Source organism: Enterococcus sp. HMSC072F02, from assembly GCF_001837725.1.
In the GTDB taxonomy this organism is placed as follows: Bacteria; Bacillota; Bacilli; order Lactobacillales; family Enterococcaceae; genus Enterococcus_B; species Enterococcus_B lactis.
On the sequence record NZ_KV833967.1, the window covers coordinates 1 to 19,578 of the forward strand.

Sequence of the window (19,578 nt, forward strand, 5' to 3'; positions counted from 1 at the left end):
CTTCTTATTTCTTGAAGCTGACCACTTCTGTCCCAACCTCTTTTTTTATTTAAATAAAATCATGTAAGCAATTTGGAAAACAAGCATGAACAAAGCAATGAAAAGTTGATTTTTGATCACACCGTATTTATCTTTCATTTCTAACATCGCCACTGGCACGATATTGAAGTTAGCAGCCATTGGTGTCAGCAAGGTTCCGCAAAAACCGCAAGTCAACGCGACCATTCCTATTAATGCTGGATTCGCTCCATGGCTAAATACGAATGGTGCACCAATACCAACCGTCATCACGGTGATAGCCGCAAATGCATTCCCCATGATTACCGTAAATATCACCATGCCAAGAGCGTAAATGATGATACCGATGTTCACATTTCCTTCTGGAACGATCGTACCTACGGCATTGGAAATCACTGTCCCAACTCCGGCACTTGTAAATACCGCACCAAGAGAAGCTAAAAGCATTGGCAACATACTTAACGGCCCTACTGTGCCCAGCATATCTGCTGCGTCATCTAAAAATGTGCTTGGGCGATTATCTCGAGAAAAGAACATCAAGATCAGCATGGCCGCAAAAACACCGACACCCACGCCGACTAAAGCACCTAAATTGGTGAATAAAGCAAACAAAATCGCAAAGACACCGATACTCAAAGCTGGAATAAATATTTTCATTCCTAGTTTGTCTGACATTTTTTCCATATATGCTTTTGATGGAAGCCGACTTTCTCCTTTGCTGACTCTCTTAGCAATCGCCGGTATGGTCATCGCAAAGATCAAGCCGCCGTTCACGATTGCCGGAAGCCATCTTCCTCCTGCAATAACTACCCCTAAAACCGTCCAGAAAAAGGCTGAGCCGTAACGATGAGGATTGGTTTGATCTGTTAAGTTTCTTACTCCAGTGTAAATCAACACAAGTCCCATCACGATATAAAGAATCTCCAATAATTTATCGCCTAACAAAATATCAGGATTTGTAAAAAAGTCCATCTTATTGCCCCTTTCCTGAATAATATTTCTTCGCTAGCTTCTTTTCTTTAAGATAGAAGTAGACACTTGCAACGACTAAGGCTGTGATGGCCACTGGAACTTCCACTAAAGCAAGCTGTCCCAATGTTACGTCATATCCTAGATCTTTCAATGTGGATTGGACTAGCAATGCCCCTGCTCCTCCGATGAACAGTACTTGTCCAAAGAACCAGCAGACATTTTCCATAGCTGAAGCCATCCCTTTTAGTTCTTCTTCATGCTTCGGATGGACTTCTAACCCTTTTGATTCGATGGTCCCCAATGCCATAGGTAGAATGATCGGACGAACAAATCCAGCAACTCCACCAAAACTCACGTTAAAAGCTGCAAAGATCATTCGAAAGATCCCATAAATATCTACGATCATGCCAGCAGATACTTTCTTGAATCGCTTGATCAAGGAAGCCGCTGATTCTTTCAGACCATTTCTTTCAAGTGTTCCTGTCGCCAACATAATGATGATGAAAATCGCCATCCCACGATTGTTCACAAAACTTGTGCCTAAAAGTTCTAACATTCCTTGAATGCCAAGACCGCCAGTCAAAGCTGTCACAACTAAAGCAACCATTACGATCAATATCGAGTCTAATTTAAATGCGAACCCGAGAATAACGATCAATACGCCTAAAAGGCTAAGATAATTTTCCATGTATTTTCCTCCATAAAATGACAATATTTTTTTAATTATAATGCAAAACACATAAAAAATATAGCTGTTTTCTCACGAAATAGACACTATTTTTAAATATTTTTCGTTATTTTTTTATTATATAATTTACCTTACTTATTGTAAGATAAAGCTTTTTTCAATCTAATGCTTGATAATAAATAAAAATAAGGAACAGCTACCGTTTTTTTTAAATGATTTATAAATAACAGATTAGTTCTATGCTGTATCCGTCAATGCTTGATACACCTTACTAAGAAGAATCAGATTGCCGATATCTGGATAAGTGTGCTATACTACAGAAAAAGATATACGAACTGCCACCGGGTAGGATAAAGAGGATGATCATTCCATTAGGTCTTTGAAGGGATGATTTTCCTCTTTTTGTGTATTTTTTTATAGTTAAGGAGGAATGTAAGTATGGCATGGATGGAATTAATCATAGCAGGGCTTTTGGAAGTATTCTGGTCAACGATGATGAAATGGAGTGATGGTTTTTCCAAAGTCAATTATTCTTTCTACACAGTGATTGGCATGATTGCTAGTTTTTACTTTTTGTCAAAGGCAATCAAAAGTTTGCCGATGAGTCTCTCTTATCCTATTTGGACAGGGATTGGCGCAGTTGGTTCGGTCATTATTGGTGTGGTCTTGTTTCATGATAAGCTGAATCTTTCCACTTGGTTCTTTGTCGGGTTGCTGCTCATCAGCATCCTTGGCATCAAGATTACTAGCGGTCACTAGATACTTAGACAAGCAGACAAGGACTGATCAGAAAAAACGGGGCTTTTTATTTGATATTCCTCTTTCGATGAAAAAACAAGAAAATAAGACTAATGACCTAGCGACTTCTCTACTCATCAGGTGTATGCTTGTACTATCTATAGAAAAGGAGTGAATATTTTTGAAAAGTCTTTCGGTCCAAGAATTATCCAAGAACTTTGGTCACAAACAAGCCCTCAGCGATGTCAGTTTTAGCTTATCTCCTGGCAAAATCGTTGGATTAGTAGGTCCTAATGGCGCTGGAAAAACAACGATTATGAAAGCTATTTTAGGACTGATCCATTACTCGGAAGGAACGATCCGTATTGGTGAAAATGAGATTTCTCCCTCTAGTCATAAAGGATTAGAACAAGTAGGAGCATTGATCGAATATCCGGGTATCTATCCATTCTTAACAGGTTATGCTCATCTGAAGTTATTCTCTGAAACAAACGATGTATCTGCTATCGACACTATCGTGAATCAGCTCAAGATGGAAAAGTACATTCACAAAAAAGCGAAATCCTACTCGTTGGGAATGAAACAAAAATTGGGAATTGCTCTTGCCTTACTGAATCATCCGTCTATCGTTATTTTAGATGAGCCGATGAACGGTTTGGATCCACAAGCAACAAGAGATGTGCGAAAAATTATTACCGACTTGGCTACTCAGGGCACCTCTTTCTTGATCTCCAGTCACTTACTCAGCGAGCTTGAAAAAATGGTCGATGAGCTGATCCTGATCAATCAAGGAAAGATCATCAAACAATGTACAATGACTGAATTGAACCAAACAGCGCAAGATTTCATCGTTATCTCTACAACAAATGATCAAGCTGCTCGAACGATCTTGACAGACGCTGGATATCCCTTGGAAGATCCTGATAAAATCAAGCTTCTAAAAGAAAACGAAGAATTATTAGGAACTGTGATCCAGTTATTGTCTGCAGAAAATATCCATGTGACAGATGTCCAGCATCTGACGAATGATTTGGAATCTTCCCTATTGGAAATTCTGGATTCAGTAAAGGGGGAAGAAGAAAAATGACATTGCTTGTAAAACAAGAATTATTTAAATTGATCAAGAAAAAGTCGTCTGCTGTTTTATCTGTTCTATTAGTCGCTTTGCTCATAGGAACAGCACTTCTAGCCAAAAAATACACGACGATCATTGATCCAGTTGAAATGACTGCTCAGCTTTTCAGTGCCACATCTTGGATCGTCTTTATCATGATTGCTGCTGCAAGTACGATCATTTCAATGGAATCACAATATGGTACATTGAAAAATCTCCTTTATCGAAAGTATTCTCGAGGAGAAATATTAGTAAGCAAATGGATCACATTAGTTATTTATTCTATTTATTTATACCTTTTAGCTATTATTATCACCGTGTTGATGAAACTGATCCTTTTCCCTTCGATTTCCTTTACGGAGAAGATTTCTACTGGTCAGACACTAATCCAAAGCTTGTGCACTTATACTTTGGGTAGTTATATCGGTTTATGGCTGATTTTAAGTTTAGTGTTGATGATTGCTTGTTTTATCAATAGTTCCGGTGCCTCCATCTCAGCAGGAATCGTCTTTTATTTTGCTTCATCAATCATATCTGGTATCCTCATCGCACTCATTCAAAAATGGGAGTGGATCAAATGGAATCCAATCAGTATGCTGAATCTGCAAAACCAAATTGGCAACGAAGAGATCATGAAGCAATTGACTCATCTTTCTACTAATCAAATGCTGTTTGGCAATTTAGCTTACATTGCTTTGTTCTTAGCATTGGGATACCTCGTATTCAAGCGAAAAAATGTATGATGGTTCATTAAAAAAAAGGTTGTGACAGAAGTGGTCAGTTTCAAGAAATTTCGGCTTATTTTTCGAAGAAGCTACTTCTTGAACACCCTTTATTCGGAAAAAGAAGCAGTGACACGAATGTTGTCACCGCTTCTTTTTTGAATAAACGACAGGCTTCACAGCCTCTCTTTATACTTCTATACGTGAAGCATCCCAGTGGCAAATAAAACCATTGCGATTACTCCGACCATCGTCACACCGATAAGTAAAATCTTATCTAAGTGGATATGTTGTACAGGTTCGTTTTGCTCTTTACGTGCTTTGAGGTAAAAATAAATGCCTGGTAAGAAAAGAACAAGAACAAGCATCACTTCATTAAAGGCTACGACTAGCATGGCCCATACTTGAAAAGCACTTGCTAAAAGCCCTACTAAAAATTGGACCCATTCTTTTCGCTGATAAGAAAGCTTCATTTGGTACAGTCCTAAGAAAAGCCACGTGAAGAAAATCGCTGCTGTACCAAGTGTATAAGCAAAGTTATACGCACTGTCAGTGAATAATAATGAAAGTAAAAAGACATTCGTACATAACGTCGTCAATACGATAGCATAAGTTGGTGCACCATTTTTGTTGAGTTTTCCCCATGCTTTAGGCAAAAGTCCGTCCTCAGCCATATTCCCCATTGTTTCAATCGGCAAGATCGTCCATGAGAGCCAAACCCCAACTAAAGAAATGATCAAACCACCGTTGATCACGACCGCCCCCCATTTACCAACCATCATTTCAAATACATATCCCATAGCAGGTTGCGCTTTGATCGTTTGCAGCTGATTCATCGTCATTGTGCCATATGGAAGCATGGAAACCAAGACGTAAATAATGATCAAACCGAATATCCCTAGAATCGTTGCTTTCCCAACATCCGATTGTTTTTTTGCTCGTGAGCCTACGACAGAAGCTCCTTCAATACCAACGAATACCCAGAGCATCACCATGATGCAGCTCAATACTTGACTAGAAAACGGGATCGGCTGCCCATTCGCATTCAATATGATATCGCTAGAAAAGTTATTAATGAATTGTTGGATCGAAAAGGTGCTGATAGCTACTACAATAAATAAAAATAATGGCACTAATTTACAAAACGTGACGATAGCATTGACAAAGCTAGCATTTTCAACTCCCCGATTCACTAGCCATGCATATCCCCATAAGAAGATCGTACTCATCACGATCGATGCCACATTTTGACCACCTTCGAATACGGGGAAGAAATAACCTAATGCACTCATTAACAATGTTGCGAACGCCACGTTTCCTAACCAGCATGTGAGCCAGTAACCCCAACCGCTGATAAAACCAGCGAAACGGCCAAAACCTTCTTCTGCGTAACTAAAGATCCCGCCTTTTAAATCTGGACGTTTTTTATTGATATTATTGATCGATAAGGAGAGCATCAACATTGCTGTTCCTACGAGTACCCAGCTGAAAATAGCTGGGCCGCCAGCCGATCCGGAGATGTCCGTCATAATACCAAATACGCCACCTCCAATCGCTGAACCAATCACTAAGGCAGCAAGTGGAATCAAACCAATTCCTTTTTTCTGTTGCTCTGTATCCATGTAAGCATCCTCCAAAGTAAAACCGCTTTTATAAAAAAGTATAACAAACCTTTTTTATTTTTACTTAATTAATAAAAACTTTAATAGAAATATAATTCTACCGACTTTTTTCTCATTATACAAGCAAAGCGCCTAGTCCCTTTCCAAATTACACCACCAAAAAACTTAAAAAGATGCTATACTAAAGGGAAAGAATTGGGGGATGATCCATGAACATTTTATATATATCGATTTCAGGAAATACGCGTGCTTTTGCCAAACATCTAGCAGAATATGCTGAAAAAATGCATGCAGAAGATCCTGTCAATCCTGAAGTTACTTTAAAAGAAATCCATGAAAATAGTGATTTTACGAAAGAAACAGAACCATTTTTTACTTTCGTTCCTACTTATTTAGACGGTGGGAATGGGTTAGACAACGGTGACACAGAAATCTTGACCGAAATGATGCGCGAATATCTGGAATACGAAGACAATCACAAACTTTGCCTTGGTGTAGTCGGTAGCGGTAATAAAAACTTCAACAATCAATATTGTCTGACAGCCAAACAATACGCACAAAGATTCGGCTTTCCTTTCTTGGCAGATTATGAATTACGGGGAACACCATCTGATGTGACACGCGTTTATCAAATTTTGGCAGAAAAAAATAAATAACACAAAAGAATAAGCTGGACACCTCGATACATTTTTTAGTGTTCAGCTTATTAAAATTTTTAGCTACTACTTGTATATTTTTTATTATTCTTTATTTTTATAGAAACGATCTCAATAAAAGCCCTATACATACACCCATAATAAAAACAATTACTAATTGCCATTTGTTTTTCATCATTAATTATCTCCGTCTAAATTTGTGCTGAAAAAGGTCTTCCATTACCTCAAAATATTCCACCATTAGCATAGCATACCGTCGATAAGTTAGAAGTAAATTTATTATTATACCATATTCTAGCAGCATTCATCGCATTTGCAATATGTTGTGATACTGGTGTTGCCCAGTCCTATAAATAATTATTCCATCAACAATATAGCCTACTACTATACCAGCTACAAATACGGTAACTTTACCTAAAATTCTTGGTTGAACTGTCTCATTCAACATATCAGCTGGAATATTATCATAATCAGTGTCAAAAACTGGACTTGTTATTGATAGAGTACTGATTCCTTCTTTTTCATTACTTGATATTTCTGATGCATTGACTGTGACTGTTTGGCTAAAAATGGTTACTGGGGACAATATAACTGGCATGATAGTGACTAGACATAGGAAAAAATTTTTTTCATACAGCTATCTCCTAATTATTTTTATTTTGACACATCTATAATTTTACCCTAAAAGGAAGCGTTAACTTGAACTACATTTTCTAAAAAATAAAAAAACTGGAACAAATAAAAAAAGGGCTGCGACAAAAAAGTGTCACAATCCCTTTTTCCGAATAAACGTTTTTTCCAGAAGTATCTTATTAAGCTTTGACATCCATCACAGGTGCTTTTGCTTTCGCTTTACCTGTTTTTTCCAAGACAAAGTTTTTTACACGATCCATATTGGTTACCAAGACGATCATGGAGGTTTCTTTGTCTGCTGCTTTGATTGCTTCTAGGTCAGCTTCTGCTACAAGCGTATCAGGTGTCACTTGCTGTCCTTCTGTTACTTTCACATCGAATGGCGTACCGCCTAAGTCAACTGTGTTGATGCCCATGTGAAGCAAGATTTCTAAGCCATTTGGTGTCGTAATGCCGATAGCGTGTTTTGTTGGGAAAACAGAACTTATTACTCCAGTAACCGGAGAATAGATATGTCCGTTTTCTGGTTCTACAAAGTAACCTTCACCCATCATTTTTTGTGCAAAAACTGGATCACTTGCTTTATCTAAAGAAACAACTGTTCCGTCAGCGACTGATGAGAGGATAGTCACACTTTCAGCTGAAGCTTGAGGTACTGCTTTTTCAGGCACTTCATTTACTGTGGCTGTTTCGGTCGCTAGTTCTTCTTTTTCTAAACGGTCTTTAGGAATACCGAAGAAGAATGTAGCAACGAATCCACCAGCGTAAGCGGCCAATAAACCAAGGATATAGCCTAACCATTTACCGTCAGAGATCAATGGGATCAAAGCGGCTCCTGAAGGTCCAATAGCGATTGCTCCGACATTTCCGATCATTCCGATCACTGCCCCACCGATACCTCCACCGATACAAGCAGTAATAAATGGACGTCCTAGATAGAGGTAATGTTACTCCGTAAATCAATGGTTCGCCGATTCCTAAGATTCCGACTGGTAAAGCCCCTTTGATCATTTCTGTTAATTCTTTGTCTTTTTTGCAGCGGATCCATAATGCCAATGCTGCACCCACTTGTCCTGCTCCGGCCATCGCAAGAATTGGAAGCAATAAGGTACGACCAGTTTCATCAATCATTTGTACATGGATTGGCGTCAAAATCTGATGTAGTCCGAACATGACCATTGGCAAGAATAATGTACCTAGAACGAAGCCGGCAAATGCTCCTCCAACACCAAGTACCCAGTTGATCCCACCGACCATGCCGTCAGAAATGAACCCTGCTAAAGGCATAATGAAGAAAATTTCGATCAGACCGATGGCAATCAGTGAAAGAGTTGGCGTAACGATGATATCTACCGCATCAGGTACTACTTTATGCAGTTTTTTCTCAACGATTGACAATAACCAAACTGCGAAGATAACACCTAAGATCCCGCCTTGTCCAGCGGCAAGAGCTTCATCGGTAAACAAGTTTTTCAGTGGTGCTTCCGGATTCATCCCTGTCAGCATCACAACGGCCCCCATAACTCCACCAAGCGTTGGCGTTGCACCAAAAACTTGTGCAGCATTGATACCTGTATAGATAACTAGATAGCTAAACATCCCGTTTTTCAAGATGTTCATCACATCGATATATTGTTGCCATGTTCCTGCGTCTAGTGTTCCAGCTGTGACTAAGTTTGCTAAAACTGCGGCAATCCCTGCCACGATCCCAGTACCGACAAATGCAGGGATCATTGGTACAAAGATATTAGAGATGTCTTTTAATACCGATTTGATCTTAGAGGGTTTTTGTTTCGATTTTTGTGCCGCTTTCATTTCTTGTGCCCGTTCGTTTACACGGTCTTTTCCAGATGCAGAAGAACTTGCTGTAGATGCACTAGCAGAAGGAAGTTTTTCTCCTAATTTCACGCCTGCTAAGTCAACCATTTCCTGCGCTACTTTGTTCACTTTCCCAGGTCCGATGATGACTTGGAGCTGTTCATCCTCTACTACGCCAAGTACTCCTGGAATCGCTTTTAATTCCGAGATATTTACAAGATCATCATTGATGACCTTCATACGTACACGAGTCATGCAGTGGACAATGCTTTCAACATTGCCCATACCGCCTGCTCCTTGATAAATTTGTTTTGCCAGTTCTTCCAAAGTCAATTCGTTTTTTGCCATGGTCTTTTCCCCCTCATAAGGTTCCTTTTACAAAACCGTTTGCTTCAGCTAATTTTGCTTGAGCTGCCTCTTTATCACTATTTGTCAAAATCATGACGATAGCCAGTTTGACATTTTGATCTGCTTCTTCAAAGTACTTTTCAGCTGTTTCGTAGTCAGCTTCTGTCGCTTGCATGATGATTCGTTTTGAGCGTTCGATTAGTTTTTCATTTGTTGGTTTGACGTCGACCATCAAGTTATTGAATACTTTACCGATACCGATCATACTGATAGTAGAAATCATATTCAAAATCAGTTTTTGTGCTGTTCCTGACTTCAATCGAGTAGAGCCTGTCAAAAATTCTGGTCCTGCATCGACTTCAATTGGGAAATCCGCATGCTTGCTGATTTCTGCTTGTTTATTGCAAGAAATCGTTCCTGTAACAGCACCAATCGATTTTGCGTAATCTAATCCACCAATCACATATGGTGTACGACCGCTAGCTGCGATACCAATAACTATATCATTTTTTGTTAAATTCAGCTTGATTAGATCTTCTTGCCCTAATTCATAAGAATCTTCGGCTCCTTCGACGGCTACAGTCATTGCTTCTTCTCCACCAGCAATTAGACCTATGACCATTTCCGGTTCTACACCGAATGTCGGTACACATTCAGCAGCATCTAATACACCAAGTCTACCACTCGTTCCAGCTCCCATATAAATCAAGCGACCACCTTTTTTAAAGGATTCAATCGTGTTGGCGATCACTGGCTCGATACTTGTCAGTTCTTTTTCAACAGCAGCGGCCACTTTCTGATCTTCTTTGTTCATTAGTTGGACTGCTTGAGAAATACTCATTTCATCTAATCCAAAAGTTTCTTGGTTTCTGCGTTCCGTTGTTAGGTTCTCTAAATTGATTTTGCTCATTTTTTATCTTCCTTCTTTTCTTATAAATTGATAGTTCATACCAGCTTTGATTTGGTTGATCAGCGGTAGTTCTTCTTTGATGACTTTGGCTACTACATTCACTTTTTCATCCGCTGGCAAATCATATTTAGTTAATTGGATCTCGCCCATATAGCGCAAATACTTTTCGTTATCTAAAGTAATAGATCCTTTCATACGCTTAGCTGTATTTCTTACAGGGATTGGCGGAATCTCTCGAAAACGAGCATCTGCGCTTCGTATGACATCTCTTGCATCATCTTGCCGATTCGTATGTTTTCCTAATATATATTCGTAAAAATCTTCATCTACAGATTCCGTATGCAGCAAGACTGTCTGTTCTTTTTGGAAAGAAGCAAATTGCTCCTGAACGTGTTCTGACAGACCTGCATCTCCGATATAAACAATATCCGTGTTACTTGCTAATAGATCAAGAGCGCCTGCTAGAGGATGGATCCCTCGATGTTCTTCCAAAGTCGGTAATCCTTGATACAGTGGACCTCTCAACTCTGTATCTCCTGGTACAAAGCCTTGGACAAGGAATCCTTGAGTTTTGAGCCATTGATTTTTTTCCTGATACCATTCTTTGTCCAGCCCTGTTTCAGGACGTGGATAATAATTATGCCAAGCTTCGATCTGTGAGAAATCAGCCGCTGCTTCTTTCAACTCATCGATATCTTTAGGCGTGATCGTGCTGGCATTCAAACTGATTTTCAATTGATGTGACCAGTCGGCGATCTGCTGATTAGAAATATGATAATCCATTCTTAACCCTGTTACACCAATTGCTTTCAAGGGTGTTAGATCTTCTAATGAAAAGCCAGCTCGTTTCAATGCTTCTCCTGAAATATCGACCATCAACTCTAGTTTATTCTTTTTCGCTTCGCTTCCTAGTTCGATCAATCGATTTTGATAAGCCGAAACATCATCTTCTGGTATATGCATGGAAGTGAAAATACCGACAAAGCCATTGGATGCCATTTGGCGGATATACTGTTTCTTCTCTTCTGACAAAGGATCATTCATAAATATTGAAAAGCCAAACATATTATCCCTCTTTTTCTGTATCCGTATTCATTTCTATGACTAGAGTATATATCTAAAGAAACAAAATTTCAATACTTTTGTTAAAATAATTAAATTTTATTTCTAAAAATTGGATTTATATTGCCAAAAGAATTGACACAGCCACAAAAAAGGCACTGCTAAGAAAAAGCAGTGCCTTGAAACATTTTATTTAAATAACACAAAAGTCTAATTACTCATAAGAAATTAATTCTGTATTGTCTACCATGAATGTAAAGAACCCTTCATTAGGCATTGGATGAAAATAAGCATTGATCACTCTTATCAAGGCATTATGACAGACTAACAAGTAGACATTTTCTTCGTCTTCCATGCATTCTTTCAATAAAGGAACGATTCGTGCGTACACATCTAAGACCGACTCTCCATTTGGGAAACGTACAGCAAACGCTAAACGCGCTTTTTGAAAGTTTTCATCTTTGCTTGGCAGTCCGTCATAATCCCCAAAATCCATTTCTACCAATCGCTCATCAGCGGTCATCGGCAAATTGAGACGTTCAGCTACTGCTTGTGCTGTATCTCTTGCTCGTTGAAGAGGGGAATGGATGATTTTCGTAATTGGAACAGGCAAATCTACTACCTTTTCTGCTAGTGCCTGTGCCTGCATCTGTCCTTTTTCAGTCAGCGGCACATCTGCCCGCCCGCAAACTAATCCTTGTGCGTTCCAAGTTGTTTCTCCGTGTCTCGTTACATAAAGCATGTGATTCTCTCCTTCGTTGACAAAGTTCTCCTTAACCATACCTTGTTGTCTTTGAGATTACAAGGTTTAGATTTTCTCAAGAGAAATAATCTCAGTAGATACTTTATCTAGAAAGGTTTGATCATGTTCCACTAGTAACATAGCAGGTTTCACGTTCAAAATCAGTTGTTCTAATTGTTCTTGATTGAAGACATCCAAATAATTCAATGGTTCATCCCATATATATAGCTCAGCTGGTTGTGATAAAGATTTAGCCAATTCCACTTTTTTCCGTTGCCCCATACTCATCTGTTCGATTTTGTTATGAAAAACATCTCTTTCCATCCCAAGCTTTCGGAGATTATTCAAAAATGCTTGGTAGTCTACTCGGTTTTTCTCCGCGAATTCCGCCAACGTCCCTCGATTGTCTTCATAATTTTGGCGTACGTAACTAATGGTCAAATGTTTGGGCTGGGATTTTTCTCCTACAACCTTGCCGCTGAATGTTCCCAGAAGATAATGGATAATGGATGACTTTCCCGCGCCGTTAGGACCTGAAATTGCCACCCGCTGATGAGGTTCGATCGTAAAGTGAACTGGCTCGAATAACAGATTTTCATACCCTAATTGAAGATTTTCTACGCTTAACAGCCGTTTATGATGAGACACTTGACTATTCATCGTCAAAGCATCGATATACTCGATATCTTTTAATAATTTTTCTTTCTCACTGATCTGGGTTTCCATCCGATTCACGATTGCTTTAGATCGTTTCATCGTCCGTGCAGCATCAGCGCCTACTGCTCCTTTATTCACTCGCCTAGATTCCGTATCGATGAATCCGACTTTTTTCTTTGTTTTGTCTCCTTCACGGGAACGAGACCATTCTGCTTTTTCTGCCGCTGTTTTCTTTAGCCTGCTGACTTCTTTTTTCAATTTTTCATTTTTAGCTATTTCAAATTCATCACGAAGTTTTTTCTGTTCTTCATAGATAGAGAAATTCCCTTGATAAAGTTCCAGTTGGCTCTTTTCGATTACTAAAACATGGTCCACTACTTCATCGATAAATCCCCGATCATGACTCACCACGATGAATCCTTGTTTTTTCTTTTTCAAATAAGCCGCTACTTGTTTTCTGCCAGAGATATCCAAATGATTCGTTGGTTCATCGATTAACGGGAAATGAGTGTCATCCACAAATAAGAGTGCCAGTAGGACTTTTGTCTTCTCTCCTCCTGATAGTGTGCTGAATTCTCTCCATAAGATTTCAGGATCTGTTTGCATCAGTTGGAGCTCTCTTTCAATTTCCCATATCTCAAAATCCGTAATCTCATTTAACACATAATAGGTCAAACGCTCTTTATCTTTTGTTTGCTGCGGGAAATAGACAAACGCTTGCTGATGGATCACTTGCCCTTGGTAAGGGAGTTTGTTTTGCAGGATATTCAGTAAAGTTGTCTTTCCTCGACCGTTTCGTCCGATAAGTCCTAGTTTCCATTGGGTGTCAAAGTTTAGATTGGCTTGTTCAAATAATAATGTGCCTTGGCTGTCATAGCCGAATGTCAGATTTTTTATTTCGATTTTAGACATTATTCCATCACCTCGTAAAAAAAGACCAGTCCTATTTTCAGAACTGGCTAAAGAGGATGCAAGGGTTTGGTGCACACAAAAAGACCCATACATCGAAAGAACCAAGCCAATCCTGAAAATCTGCACACTGCTCCCTTGTCTCCACAAGGTACAGTCTGAATGCAGCTTTCATCAATCGACTTAATTTTTCAATGCACGGATCCCTCACTTTGTCCTATATTTGAAATTACGATAGCATAAAGAAATTGATTTTGTCAACTACTTCGGGAGGATGGTGAAAAATCTGCTGAGTGTCTGTCCTAAGATTTTTGTTTTTTCTAATGTTTGCCTGTGTTCCATTGCTTCCTCTAAATCGATTGGTCCTAATTGAATGCTTAAGACAATAGGGAGAAAATCAGAGAGTCCTTCCAACTCTTGGTCCCTACTTCCGCAAATAGCGATTATTGGTTTTCGATATTTTTTTGCAAGCACTGCTACGCCATATGGAACTTTTCCGTGGATTGTTTGCTGATCAATCCGCCCTTCTCCTGTAATGATGACATCTGCTTGTTCGATCTGTTTTTCTAATCCAGTGATTTGGCTGACCAACTCAAAACCAGAGACCATCTTCGCTCCTAACAAAAAAAGGGCTCCGCCAATACCGCCTGCTGCTCCGCTTCCTGGGATGTCATCTAAATCCACCTCCCAAACATCTTTTATCTGCTGAGCAATCTTTTCTGCTTGTTTATCCAAGAAAGCTAACGTCGTATCCGTTCCTCCTTTTTGTCTTCCAAATTGCCAAGCAGCTCCTTGTTGACCTGTATATGGGTTGGTCACATCTGCAGCGATGATCACTTTTGCTTTAGAAACAAGAACGTTCCTTCGATCCAAATGAAGTTTTCTAGTAGATAACAAAGGATTTCCTTCTGTGTACCCTTCTAAAGAAGCACCCAAGGATTGGAGTAATCCTAGACCACCATCGCTACATCCGCTTCCTCCTAAAGTGACAATGATTTGTTCCACTTCTTGAAGCAGTGCATCTTTGATAAGCTCTCCCAAGGCATAACTAGAAGCAAGTCGGATGGTTTGATCCGTTGGTTTATCAAGTAAATCTAATCCTAATACTTGTGCAGATTCAATGACTGCGGTATTTTTTCCTTGCCAGTTCGTCAATAAATAAGTGATTTTTCGCTGACGAAATAAGAGATCCATCCCATCAATCGTACGCCAGGTTCCCCCGAGCGCGTAATAGATTGCTTCTGCAGTATTTTCTCCGCCATCTGCAATCGGCACATTGATTTTTCTTCCTTTACGGTCTTCCCAGCCATTTAGAACTGCCTGATTTAATTCAAATGAAGAAGCACTTCCTTTAAATGAATCGATTGCCGCTAAAATATCCATCTATATCCCTCACTTTCTTCTTAAGTAAGACACTTTTTTTCACTTTTTTCAAACAAAACAATGCTATTTTCTTCTGTTTTTCTATATACTAAAAGGGAACTCATTGAATAAAGGAGAGAAAAAACATGAAAATCGCAATAGCTGGAGCCGGAGCAATGGGCAGCCGAATCGGATTGATGTTGCATCAAAGCGGAAATGAGGTCGTCTTGATCGATCGCTGGCCTGCTCACATTGAAGCCATTCGTACAAATGGATTGATTGCTGACTTTAATGGCAAAGAAGTAGTTGCAAAACTGCCAATCTATTCACCAGAAGAAATCATCGAAAGCAACGAACACGTGGATTTGATCGTAGCCTTGACAAAAGCGAATCAATTAGATGATATGTTTCGTTCGATCCAATCCATTATTACTGAGAATACTTATGTTTTGTGTTTACTGAATGGATTAGGTCATGAAGATGTACTGGAAAAATATGTACCAAAGAAAAATATCTTATTTGGGATCACGATGTGGACAGCTGGTCTAGCTGGTCCCGGAAAAGTCACATTATTAGGTGATGGAGAAATCGAACTAGAGAACTTGGAACCAGAAGGCGAAGCATTTACAAAAAAAGTTGTAGAAGTCTTTCAAGAAGCAAGATTGAATCCAATCTATAGTCATAATGTTCGTTATTCCATTTGGCGAAAAGCTTGTGTAAACGGAACATTAAATGGATTATGCACGATCTTGGATTGTAATATTGCTGAACTAGGTGCGCAAAAAGCGGCAGAGGGCATGGTTCGAACGATCGTATCTGAGTTTGCTTCTATCGCAGCAATAGAAGGAATCACATTAGATCAAGAAGAAGTGTACCAGCATATTGCTTCTACTTATGATCCTGACAACATCGGGTTGCATTACCCATCTATGTACCAAGACCTGATCAAAAACCATCGTTTGACTGAAATCGACTACATCAATGGTGCCGTTTGGCGAAAAGGACAAAAATATGATATTGCTACACCCTATTGTGCCTTTTTGACCCAATTAGTCCATGCAAAAGAAGGAATCCTTGGCGCAGAATAAAAGGCTCTCTGATGAGAATCAGCTGGATCAGCAGCTGGTTCTCATTTTTTTACCCCCACGAAAGATCAAAAAGAAAAACACAATTCTCATGTTGCCATAAGAATTGCGCTTGTTTATTTTCATCTATGATTGTTTGGCACTTTTATTTATTTTTAACAGAGGAAAGATCGTATTCATATTGTTCATAAATAGCGGAGTCAGTAGTGAAAAAACGTTTTGCCCAATTTTCTGCATCAAAAAATTCCAACAGTTCTGATGGGATTGGCTGAAATGGCGTATGCAGAAATTCCGGTAATTCATCTAAATCACGTTCTTGAAGCAAAAAAATATTTTCAGGATGATAAAACTGATAATGAGCTATGGCTTGATTATCTGTCACTAGCTTCTTTTGAAAATACATAGATTCAAACGTTCGCAAAGTCACTCCTTGCTGCCCTTCCCGCAACAGTTCTAGAATCCCGCTCGATTCCCCAGTTTTTTTCAGATACTCTTCATAAGTAAGGTATCCAGGTTGTTCATTTCCTCGAAGCGGAAGAATAAAGTAATTGGTCGTAACACCTCTTTTTGTAAATTCCTGCTTATATTTTTCTGCCCGTTCTTTTCTGCCGTTATTTGTTGCACCAAAAAAAAGATCCGTCTTTGGTTCGCTAGAAGAAAAATCCATATGTTTCGAATAAAAGGAACTATTATGTTTTAGTCCAAGTTCTTTTGCTTCCAAAAAATCAAAATGATAAATCTCATCGATTGACGGTTCATCTTGTGCCTGTTTCAGCATCGCCTCGTGTTCTGCTTTGAAGTGGTTCCAAAAAAATAACACGATTTTTGCATTGGTAAATGGACGCACGCGTCGAGCCATCTCCATATCAAATCCATAATCTAAAAAAACGATCAGCTGATAATTTGCCAACTGTTGTCGAGCCGATTTAATGAATTCCGACTGTAGTAAATCTTTTCCGGACCAAACATCTAAAGAGCGGATGGAAGGAAAAAAATAAAGTGATTTATTTTTCGCAACTAGCAATACGTCGTTTTTGTTCATCTGTTCCGCCTCACTTTCTCTGTCACTTTTTCCTATGATAGCCTGTTTAAATAGTAAAAAGCCAGTAAAACGCTTCCTATTATTTTTATAAAAATTTAATATTTCTATGAAAATACGATGAAATAAATCATTCTTCCATTAAAATATGCCTAAAAGTTTTCTGAATAGTTGTAATTGTCTGAAAATTTGTTATCATTAGTCATTGTTATTATTGCTATTTATTCTTACTATACATTTTGATTGTGAATTTAAAAGAAAGAGGTTATTTATGGAAGATAAAAAATTGAAAAAACAACTTAGCTCCCGACATATCACCATGCTAGCTTTGGGTGGAGCGATTGGTGCAGGTCTATTTAAAGGAAGTGGCGAAGCGATTGGAATCGCCGGCCCTTCTGTATTGATCGCTTTTTTGATTGGCGGAATGATTTTATATATCGTGATGAAAGGTCTGGGAAAAATTGTTTTAAGTGGTGGCGATACGCACCACGGATTATCTGGATTGATTCGTCCATATCTAGGTGCTCATTCTGCCGATTTTACCGATTGGGTCTACTGGTCCATGTGGATTATCAATATCATTGCTGAAGCTGTTGCAGCTGCTTCCTTTTTACAGTTGTGGTTCCCCCACGTCCCAGCTTGGGTATTTGTTTTTATGTTGGCTGTTTTAACTACTATCATCAATCTTTATTCGGTACGATTATTCGCAGAGACAGAATATTGGCTGGCCTTTGCTAAAATCAGTGTCATTATCCTATTGATCATTTTTGCTGCTTATCTTGTTGGTCAGCAAATGTTGGGTTCTGGTGTTTTCCCTACCCTTCAACAATTGACTGATCATGGTGGTTTTACTCCTCATGGTATGAAGGGAATCATCAGTTCTTTGCTTGTAGTTATCTATTCTTACGGCGGTTCTGAGCTGATTGCTATCACAGTAAGCGAAGCAGATGATCCTAAACGTGCGATTCCTAAAGCAATCAAAGGCGTTATGGGAAGAATCATTTCCTTTTACATTATTCCTTTATTTTTGCTTTTGATTATTTTTCCTTGGAATACATTAGCAGGTACGAACGTTAGTCCTTTTGTGATGGTATTTGAAAAAATGAATATTCCATTTGCAGCAGATATCGTCAATTTCGTGATTGTTCTTGCTCTGTTCTCGTCTATCAATTCAGGTGTGTATGCTTCTTCGAGGATTTTGTTCTTCCGCTTGAAAGATCGAAAAGGTTCCTCTAGAAAACTAGCTGTTTTAAACAAGCATCAAGTACCGCAACGTGCTGTGCTGTTTTGTACCAGTGTTCTTTATCTAGGTGTGGCTCTTTCTTATTTTGTCGGTGACAAATTATTTGGCTATCTGGCAGGTTCTCTTTCCTATACAGTATTATTGATCTGGATCATTATCAGTGCTGCGTCCTTTATACTGGCACTAAGGAAAGGAACGTTATGGGACAAAGGAATCAGCTTTTTTGCATTAGCAGTCTTAGGGTTGATTTTCCTTGGTATCCTATTCACGAACTCCATTGGGGTAACTGTATTGACCGGTCTGCTTTACCTGTTCATTTATTTCAGTTATCAAAAAAAGAACGATGCTTTCGTCTTGATGAATGAATGAAACCAATAGAGAATTTTATTCTATTTATATTGAATAGCTGGAGCTATTGAAAAAGGAGCTGCGACAAAAATTGTTGCAGTTCCTTTTTCCGAATAAACGGTGTTCAAAAACTTACATCTGCGGTAATAAGAACAGCTTTTTCACGACCTTTCCACTAAACGGTGTTCTCCTGTCAACTCCTCGGTCACAAGTCTCAATATTCAACAAACATGAGAAACTATTTTTTGAAATTGTTCCTTGTGACTCAGTGTTAAACGGCAGGCTCACGACCTCTTGATAAACGGTGTTCAAAAACCATCTGTGCAGATTAATTGATTGTTCTCCACGTTCATGACATGATAGAAGAAAGGAATGAAGAAAAAGGAGTTTGTTTTAAATGAAAAAGTATTGGAAGTTTTTGTTGATGATTGGTGTTTCGACGGTAGTCATGTTTGGTATGATGTATTTGAATGTTTATGCGCTCGACCATATCTTCTTCAGTCGCACACGTGTATTCATGGCGCTGATGATGGGTGCAGTCATGGCAGTCATCATGTTGTTGTTCATGTGGAAAATGTATAAAAACAAAAAGATAAATGCTATGATTTTAGCGGCAAGTCTTCTTGTTTTTGCTGGTTCCTTATTTATGGTACGAAGCCAAACAACTGTCAACGATACGGCGTGGATGAAGGCAATGATCCCTCATCACTCTATTGCTATCTTGACAAGTAAACGAGCTGATTTAAAAGATCCTGAAGTAAAAAAATTAGCGGAAGAAATCATTCAGGCACAAGAAGAAGAGATCGATAAAATGAAAAAAATGATCAAAGAAATGGAATGACCATTATCTATCCAAACAGAAAAAGAGGTTGTGAAAAAGCTGCCCTGCATC

At 38.9% G+C, this 19,578-nt stretch carries 16 protein-coding genes and 1 pseudogene; 7 read left to right on the top strand and 10 right to left on the bottom strand.

Annotated features, from left to right (window positions below; genetic code table 11):
- Positions 1-45 precede the first annotated feature (45 nt).
- Positions 46-990 (bottom strand): DUF979 domain-containing protein, encoded by a 945-nt coding sequence (locus HMPREF2731_RS10020; RefSeq protein WP_002308361.1) that lies wholly within the window; start codon positions 988-990, stop codon positions 46-48.
- A gap of 1 nt (position 991) precedes the next feature.
- On the bottom strand, positions 992-1,678 hold the full coding sequence (locus tag HMPREF2731_RS10025; protein ID WP_002308360.1) for a DUF969 domain-containing protein: 687 nt from the start codon (positions 1,676-1,678) through the stop codon (positions 992-994).
- Between the two features lie 438 nt (positions 1,679-2,116).
- On the opposite strand from HMPREF2731_RS10025, the gene HMPREF2731_RS10030 reads away from it, so the two are divergent.
- From HMPREF2731_RS10030 to HMPREF2731_RS10040, 3 genes are all read left to right on the top strand, one after another.
- Entirely contained in the window at positions 2,117-2,437 is a 321-nt protein-coding gene (locus HMPREF2731_RS10030) for a DMT family transporter (protein WP_002344499.1), read from the top strand.
- Between the two features lie 160 nt (positions 2,438-2,597).
- Entirely contained in the window at positions 2,598-3,503 is a 906-nt protein-coding gene (locus tag HMPREF2731_RS10035; RefSeq protein ID WP_070703722.1) for an ABC transporter ATP-binding protein, read from the top strand.
- Positions 3,500-4,273: an ABC transporter permease gene (locus tag HMPREF2731_RS10040; protein WP_070703724.1), complete on the top strand. Its 774-nt coding sequence runs from the start codon at positions 3,500-3,502 to the stop codon at positions 4,271-4,273. Before HMPREF2731_RS10035 ends, HMPREF2731_RS10040 begins: the two co-directional genes overlap by 4 nt.
- 176 nt (positions 4,274-4,449) lie before the next feature.
- On the opposite strand, the gene HMPREF2731_RS10045 is transcribed toward HMPREF2731_RS10040, so the two are convergent.
- On the bottom strand, positions 4,450-5,874 hold the full coding sequence (locus HMPREF2731_RS10045; protein WP_002344501.1) for a basic amino acid/polyamine antiporter: 1,425 nt from the start codon (positions 5,872-5,874) through the stop codon (positions 4,450-4,452).
- Between the two features lie 209 nt (positions 5,875-6,083).
- Here HMPREF2731_RS10045 and nrdI point away from each other — a divergent pair, with 209 nt between their 5' ends.
- The gene (gene nrdI, locus HMPREF2731_RS10050) at positions 6,084-6,530 is read left to right on the top strand and encodes a class Ib ribonucleoside-diphosphate reductase assembly flavoprotein NrdI (protein ID WP_070703726.1); all 447 of its coding nucleotides are present in this window, start codon (positions 6,084-6,086) and stop codon (positions 6,528-6,530) included.
- 812 nt (positions 6,531-7,342) lie between these two features.
- On the opposite strand, the pseudogene HMPREF2731_RS10055 reads toward nrdI, so the two are convergent.
- The 6 genes and pseudogenes from HMPREF2731_RS10055 to HMPREF2731_RS10080 form a co-directional block, all read right to left on the bottom strand.
- Positions 7,343-9,329, bottom strand: a pseudogene (locus HMPREF2731_RS10055) (glucose PTS transporter subunit IIA).
- Positions 9,330-9,342: 13 nt separating this feature from the next.
- The gene (gene murQ, locus HMPREF2731_RS10060; RefSeq protein WP_002306098.1) at positions 9,343-10,239 is read right to left on the bottom strand and encodes an N-acetylmuramic acid 6-phosphate etherase; all 897 of its coding nucleotides are present in this window, start codon (positions 10,237-10,239) and stop codon (positions 9,343-9,345) included.
- A 3-nt stretch (positions 10,240-10,242) separates the two neighbouring features.
- Positions 10,243-11,304 (bottom strand): DUF871 domain-containing protein, encoded by a 1,062-nt coding sequence (locus HMPREF2731_RS10065; protein WP_024636213.1) that lies wholly within the window; start codon positions 11,302-11,304, stop codon positions 10,243-10,245.
- A gap of 211 nt (positions 11,305-11,515) precedes the next feature.
- A complete protein-coding gene (locus HMPREF2731_RS10070) occupies positions 11,516-12,043 on the bottom strand; it encodes a histidine phosphatase family protein (protein WP_086285811.1) in 528 nt (175 codons plus the stop codon).
- A 66-nt stretch (positions 12,044-12,109) separates the two neighbouring features.
- Entirely contained in the window at positions 12,110-13,612 is a 1,503-nt protein-coding gene (eat(A), locus tag HMPREF2731_RS10075) for an ABC-F type ribosomal protection-like protein Eat(A) (protein WP_070703734.1), read from the bottom strand.
- A gap of 258 nt (positions 13,613-13,870) precedes the next feature.
- Positions 13,871-14,992: a glycerate kinase family protein gene (locus tag HMPREF2731_RS10080; RefSeq protein WP_070703736.1), complete on the bottom strand. Its 1,122-nt coding sequence runs from the start codon at positions 14,990-14,992 to the stop codon at positions 13,871-13,873.
- Positions 14,993-15,117: 125 nt separating this feature from the next.
- Between HMPREF2731_RS10080 and HMPREF2731_RS10085 the strand changes: the two genes are divergently transcribed.
- On the top strand, positions 15,118-16,059 hold the full coding sequence (locus HMPREF2731_RS10085; protein WP_065763711.1) for a 2-dehydropantoate 2-reductase: 942 nt from the start codon (positions 15,118-15,120) through the stop codon (positions 16,057-16,059).
- A 142-nt stretch (positions 16,060-16,201) separates the two neighbouring features.
- On the opposite strand, the gene HMPREF2731_RS10090 is transcribed toward HMPREF2731_RS10085, so the two are convergent.
- Entirely contained in the window at positions 16,202-17,098 is an 897-nt protein-coding gene (locus HMPREF2731_RS10090; protein ID WP_070703738.1) for a WaaS/CpsH family glycosyltransferase, read from the bottom strand.
- A gap of 268 nt (positions 17,099-17,366) precedes the next feature.
- On the opposite strand from HMPREF2731_RS10090, the gene HMPREF2731_RS10095 reads away from it, so the two are divergent.
- Both HMPREF2731_RS10095 and HMPREF2731_RS10100 read left to right on the top strand, forming a co-directional pair.
- Complete coding sequence (locus tag HMPREF2731_RS10095; protein ID WP_070703740.1) at positions 17,367-18,707, top strand: amino acid permease; 1,341 nt, start codon at positions 17,367-17,369, stop codon at positions 18,705-18,707.
- A gap of 376 nt (positions 18,708-19,083) precedes the next feature.
- Positions 19,084-19,527, top strand: coding sequence for a DUF305 domain-containing protein (locus tag HMPREF2731_RS10100; protein WP_070703742.1), 444 nt, complete (start codon positions 19,084-19,086; stop codon positions 19,525-19,527).
- The last annotated feature ends 51 nt before the right edge of the window (positions 19,528-19,578 follow it).

Bases quoted from the DNA above. Each gene is read 5' to 3' on its own strand.
- HMPREF2731_RS10020 (WP_002308361.1), bottom strand. From the start codon at position 990: ATGGACTTTTTTACAAATCCTGATATTTTGTTAGGCGATAAATTATTG.
- HMPREF2731_RS10025 (WP_002308360.1), bottom strand. From the start codon at position 1,678: ATGGAAAATTATCTTAGCCTTTTAGGCGTATTGATCGTTATTCTCGGG.
- HMPREF2731_RS10030 (WP_002344499.1), top strand. From the start codon at position 2,117: ATGGCATGGATGGAATTAATCATAGCAGGGCTTTTGGAAGTATTCTGG.
- HMPREF2731_RS10040 (WP_070703724.1), top strand. From the start codon at position 3,500: ATGACATTGCTTGTAAAACAAGAATTATTTAAATTGATCAAGAAAAAG.
- HMPREF2731_RS10045 (WP_002344501.1), bottom strand. From the start codon at position 5,874: ATGGATACAGAGCAACAGAAAAAAGGAATTGGTTTGATTCCACTTGCT.
- nrdI (WP_070703726.1), top strand. From the start codon at position 6,084: ATGAACATTTTATATATATCGATTTCAGGAAATACGCGTGCTTTTGCC.
- murQ (WP_002306098.1), bottom strand. From the start codon at position 10,239: ATGAGCAAAATCAATTTAGAGAACCTAACAACGGAACGCAGAAACCAA.
- HMPREF2731_RS10065 (WP_024636213.1), bottom strand. From the start codon at position 11,304: ATGTTTGGCTTTTCAATATTTATGAATGATCCTTTGTCAGAAGAGAAG.
- HMPREF2731_RS10070 (WP_086285811.1), bottom strand. From the start codon at position 12,043: ATGCTTTATGTAACGAGACACGGAGAAACAACTTGGAACGCACAAGGA.
- HMPREF2731_RS10080 (WP_070703736.1), bottom strand. From the start codon at position 14,992: ATGGATATTTTAGCGGCAATCGATTCATTTAAAGGAAGTGCTTCTTCA.
- HMPREF2731_RS10085 (WP_065763711.1), top strand. From the start codon at position 15,118: ATGAAAATCGCAATAGCTGGAGCCGGAGCAATGGGCAGCCGAATCGGA.
- HMPREF2731_RS10090 (WP_070703738.1), bottom strand. From the start codon at position 17,098: ATGAACAAAAACGACGTATTGCTAGTTGCGAAAAATAAATCACTTTAT.
- HMPREF2731_RS10095 (WP_070703740.1), top strand. From the start codon at position 17,367: ATGGAAGATAAAAAATTGAAAAAACAACTTAGCTCCCGACATATCACC.
- HMPREF2731_RS10100 (WP_070703742.1), top strand. From the start codon at position 19,084: ATGAAAAAGTATTGGAAGTTTTTGTTGATGATTGGTGTTTCGACGGTA.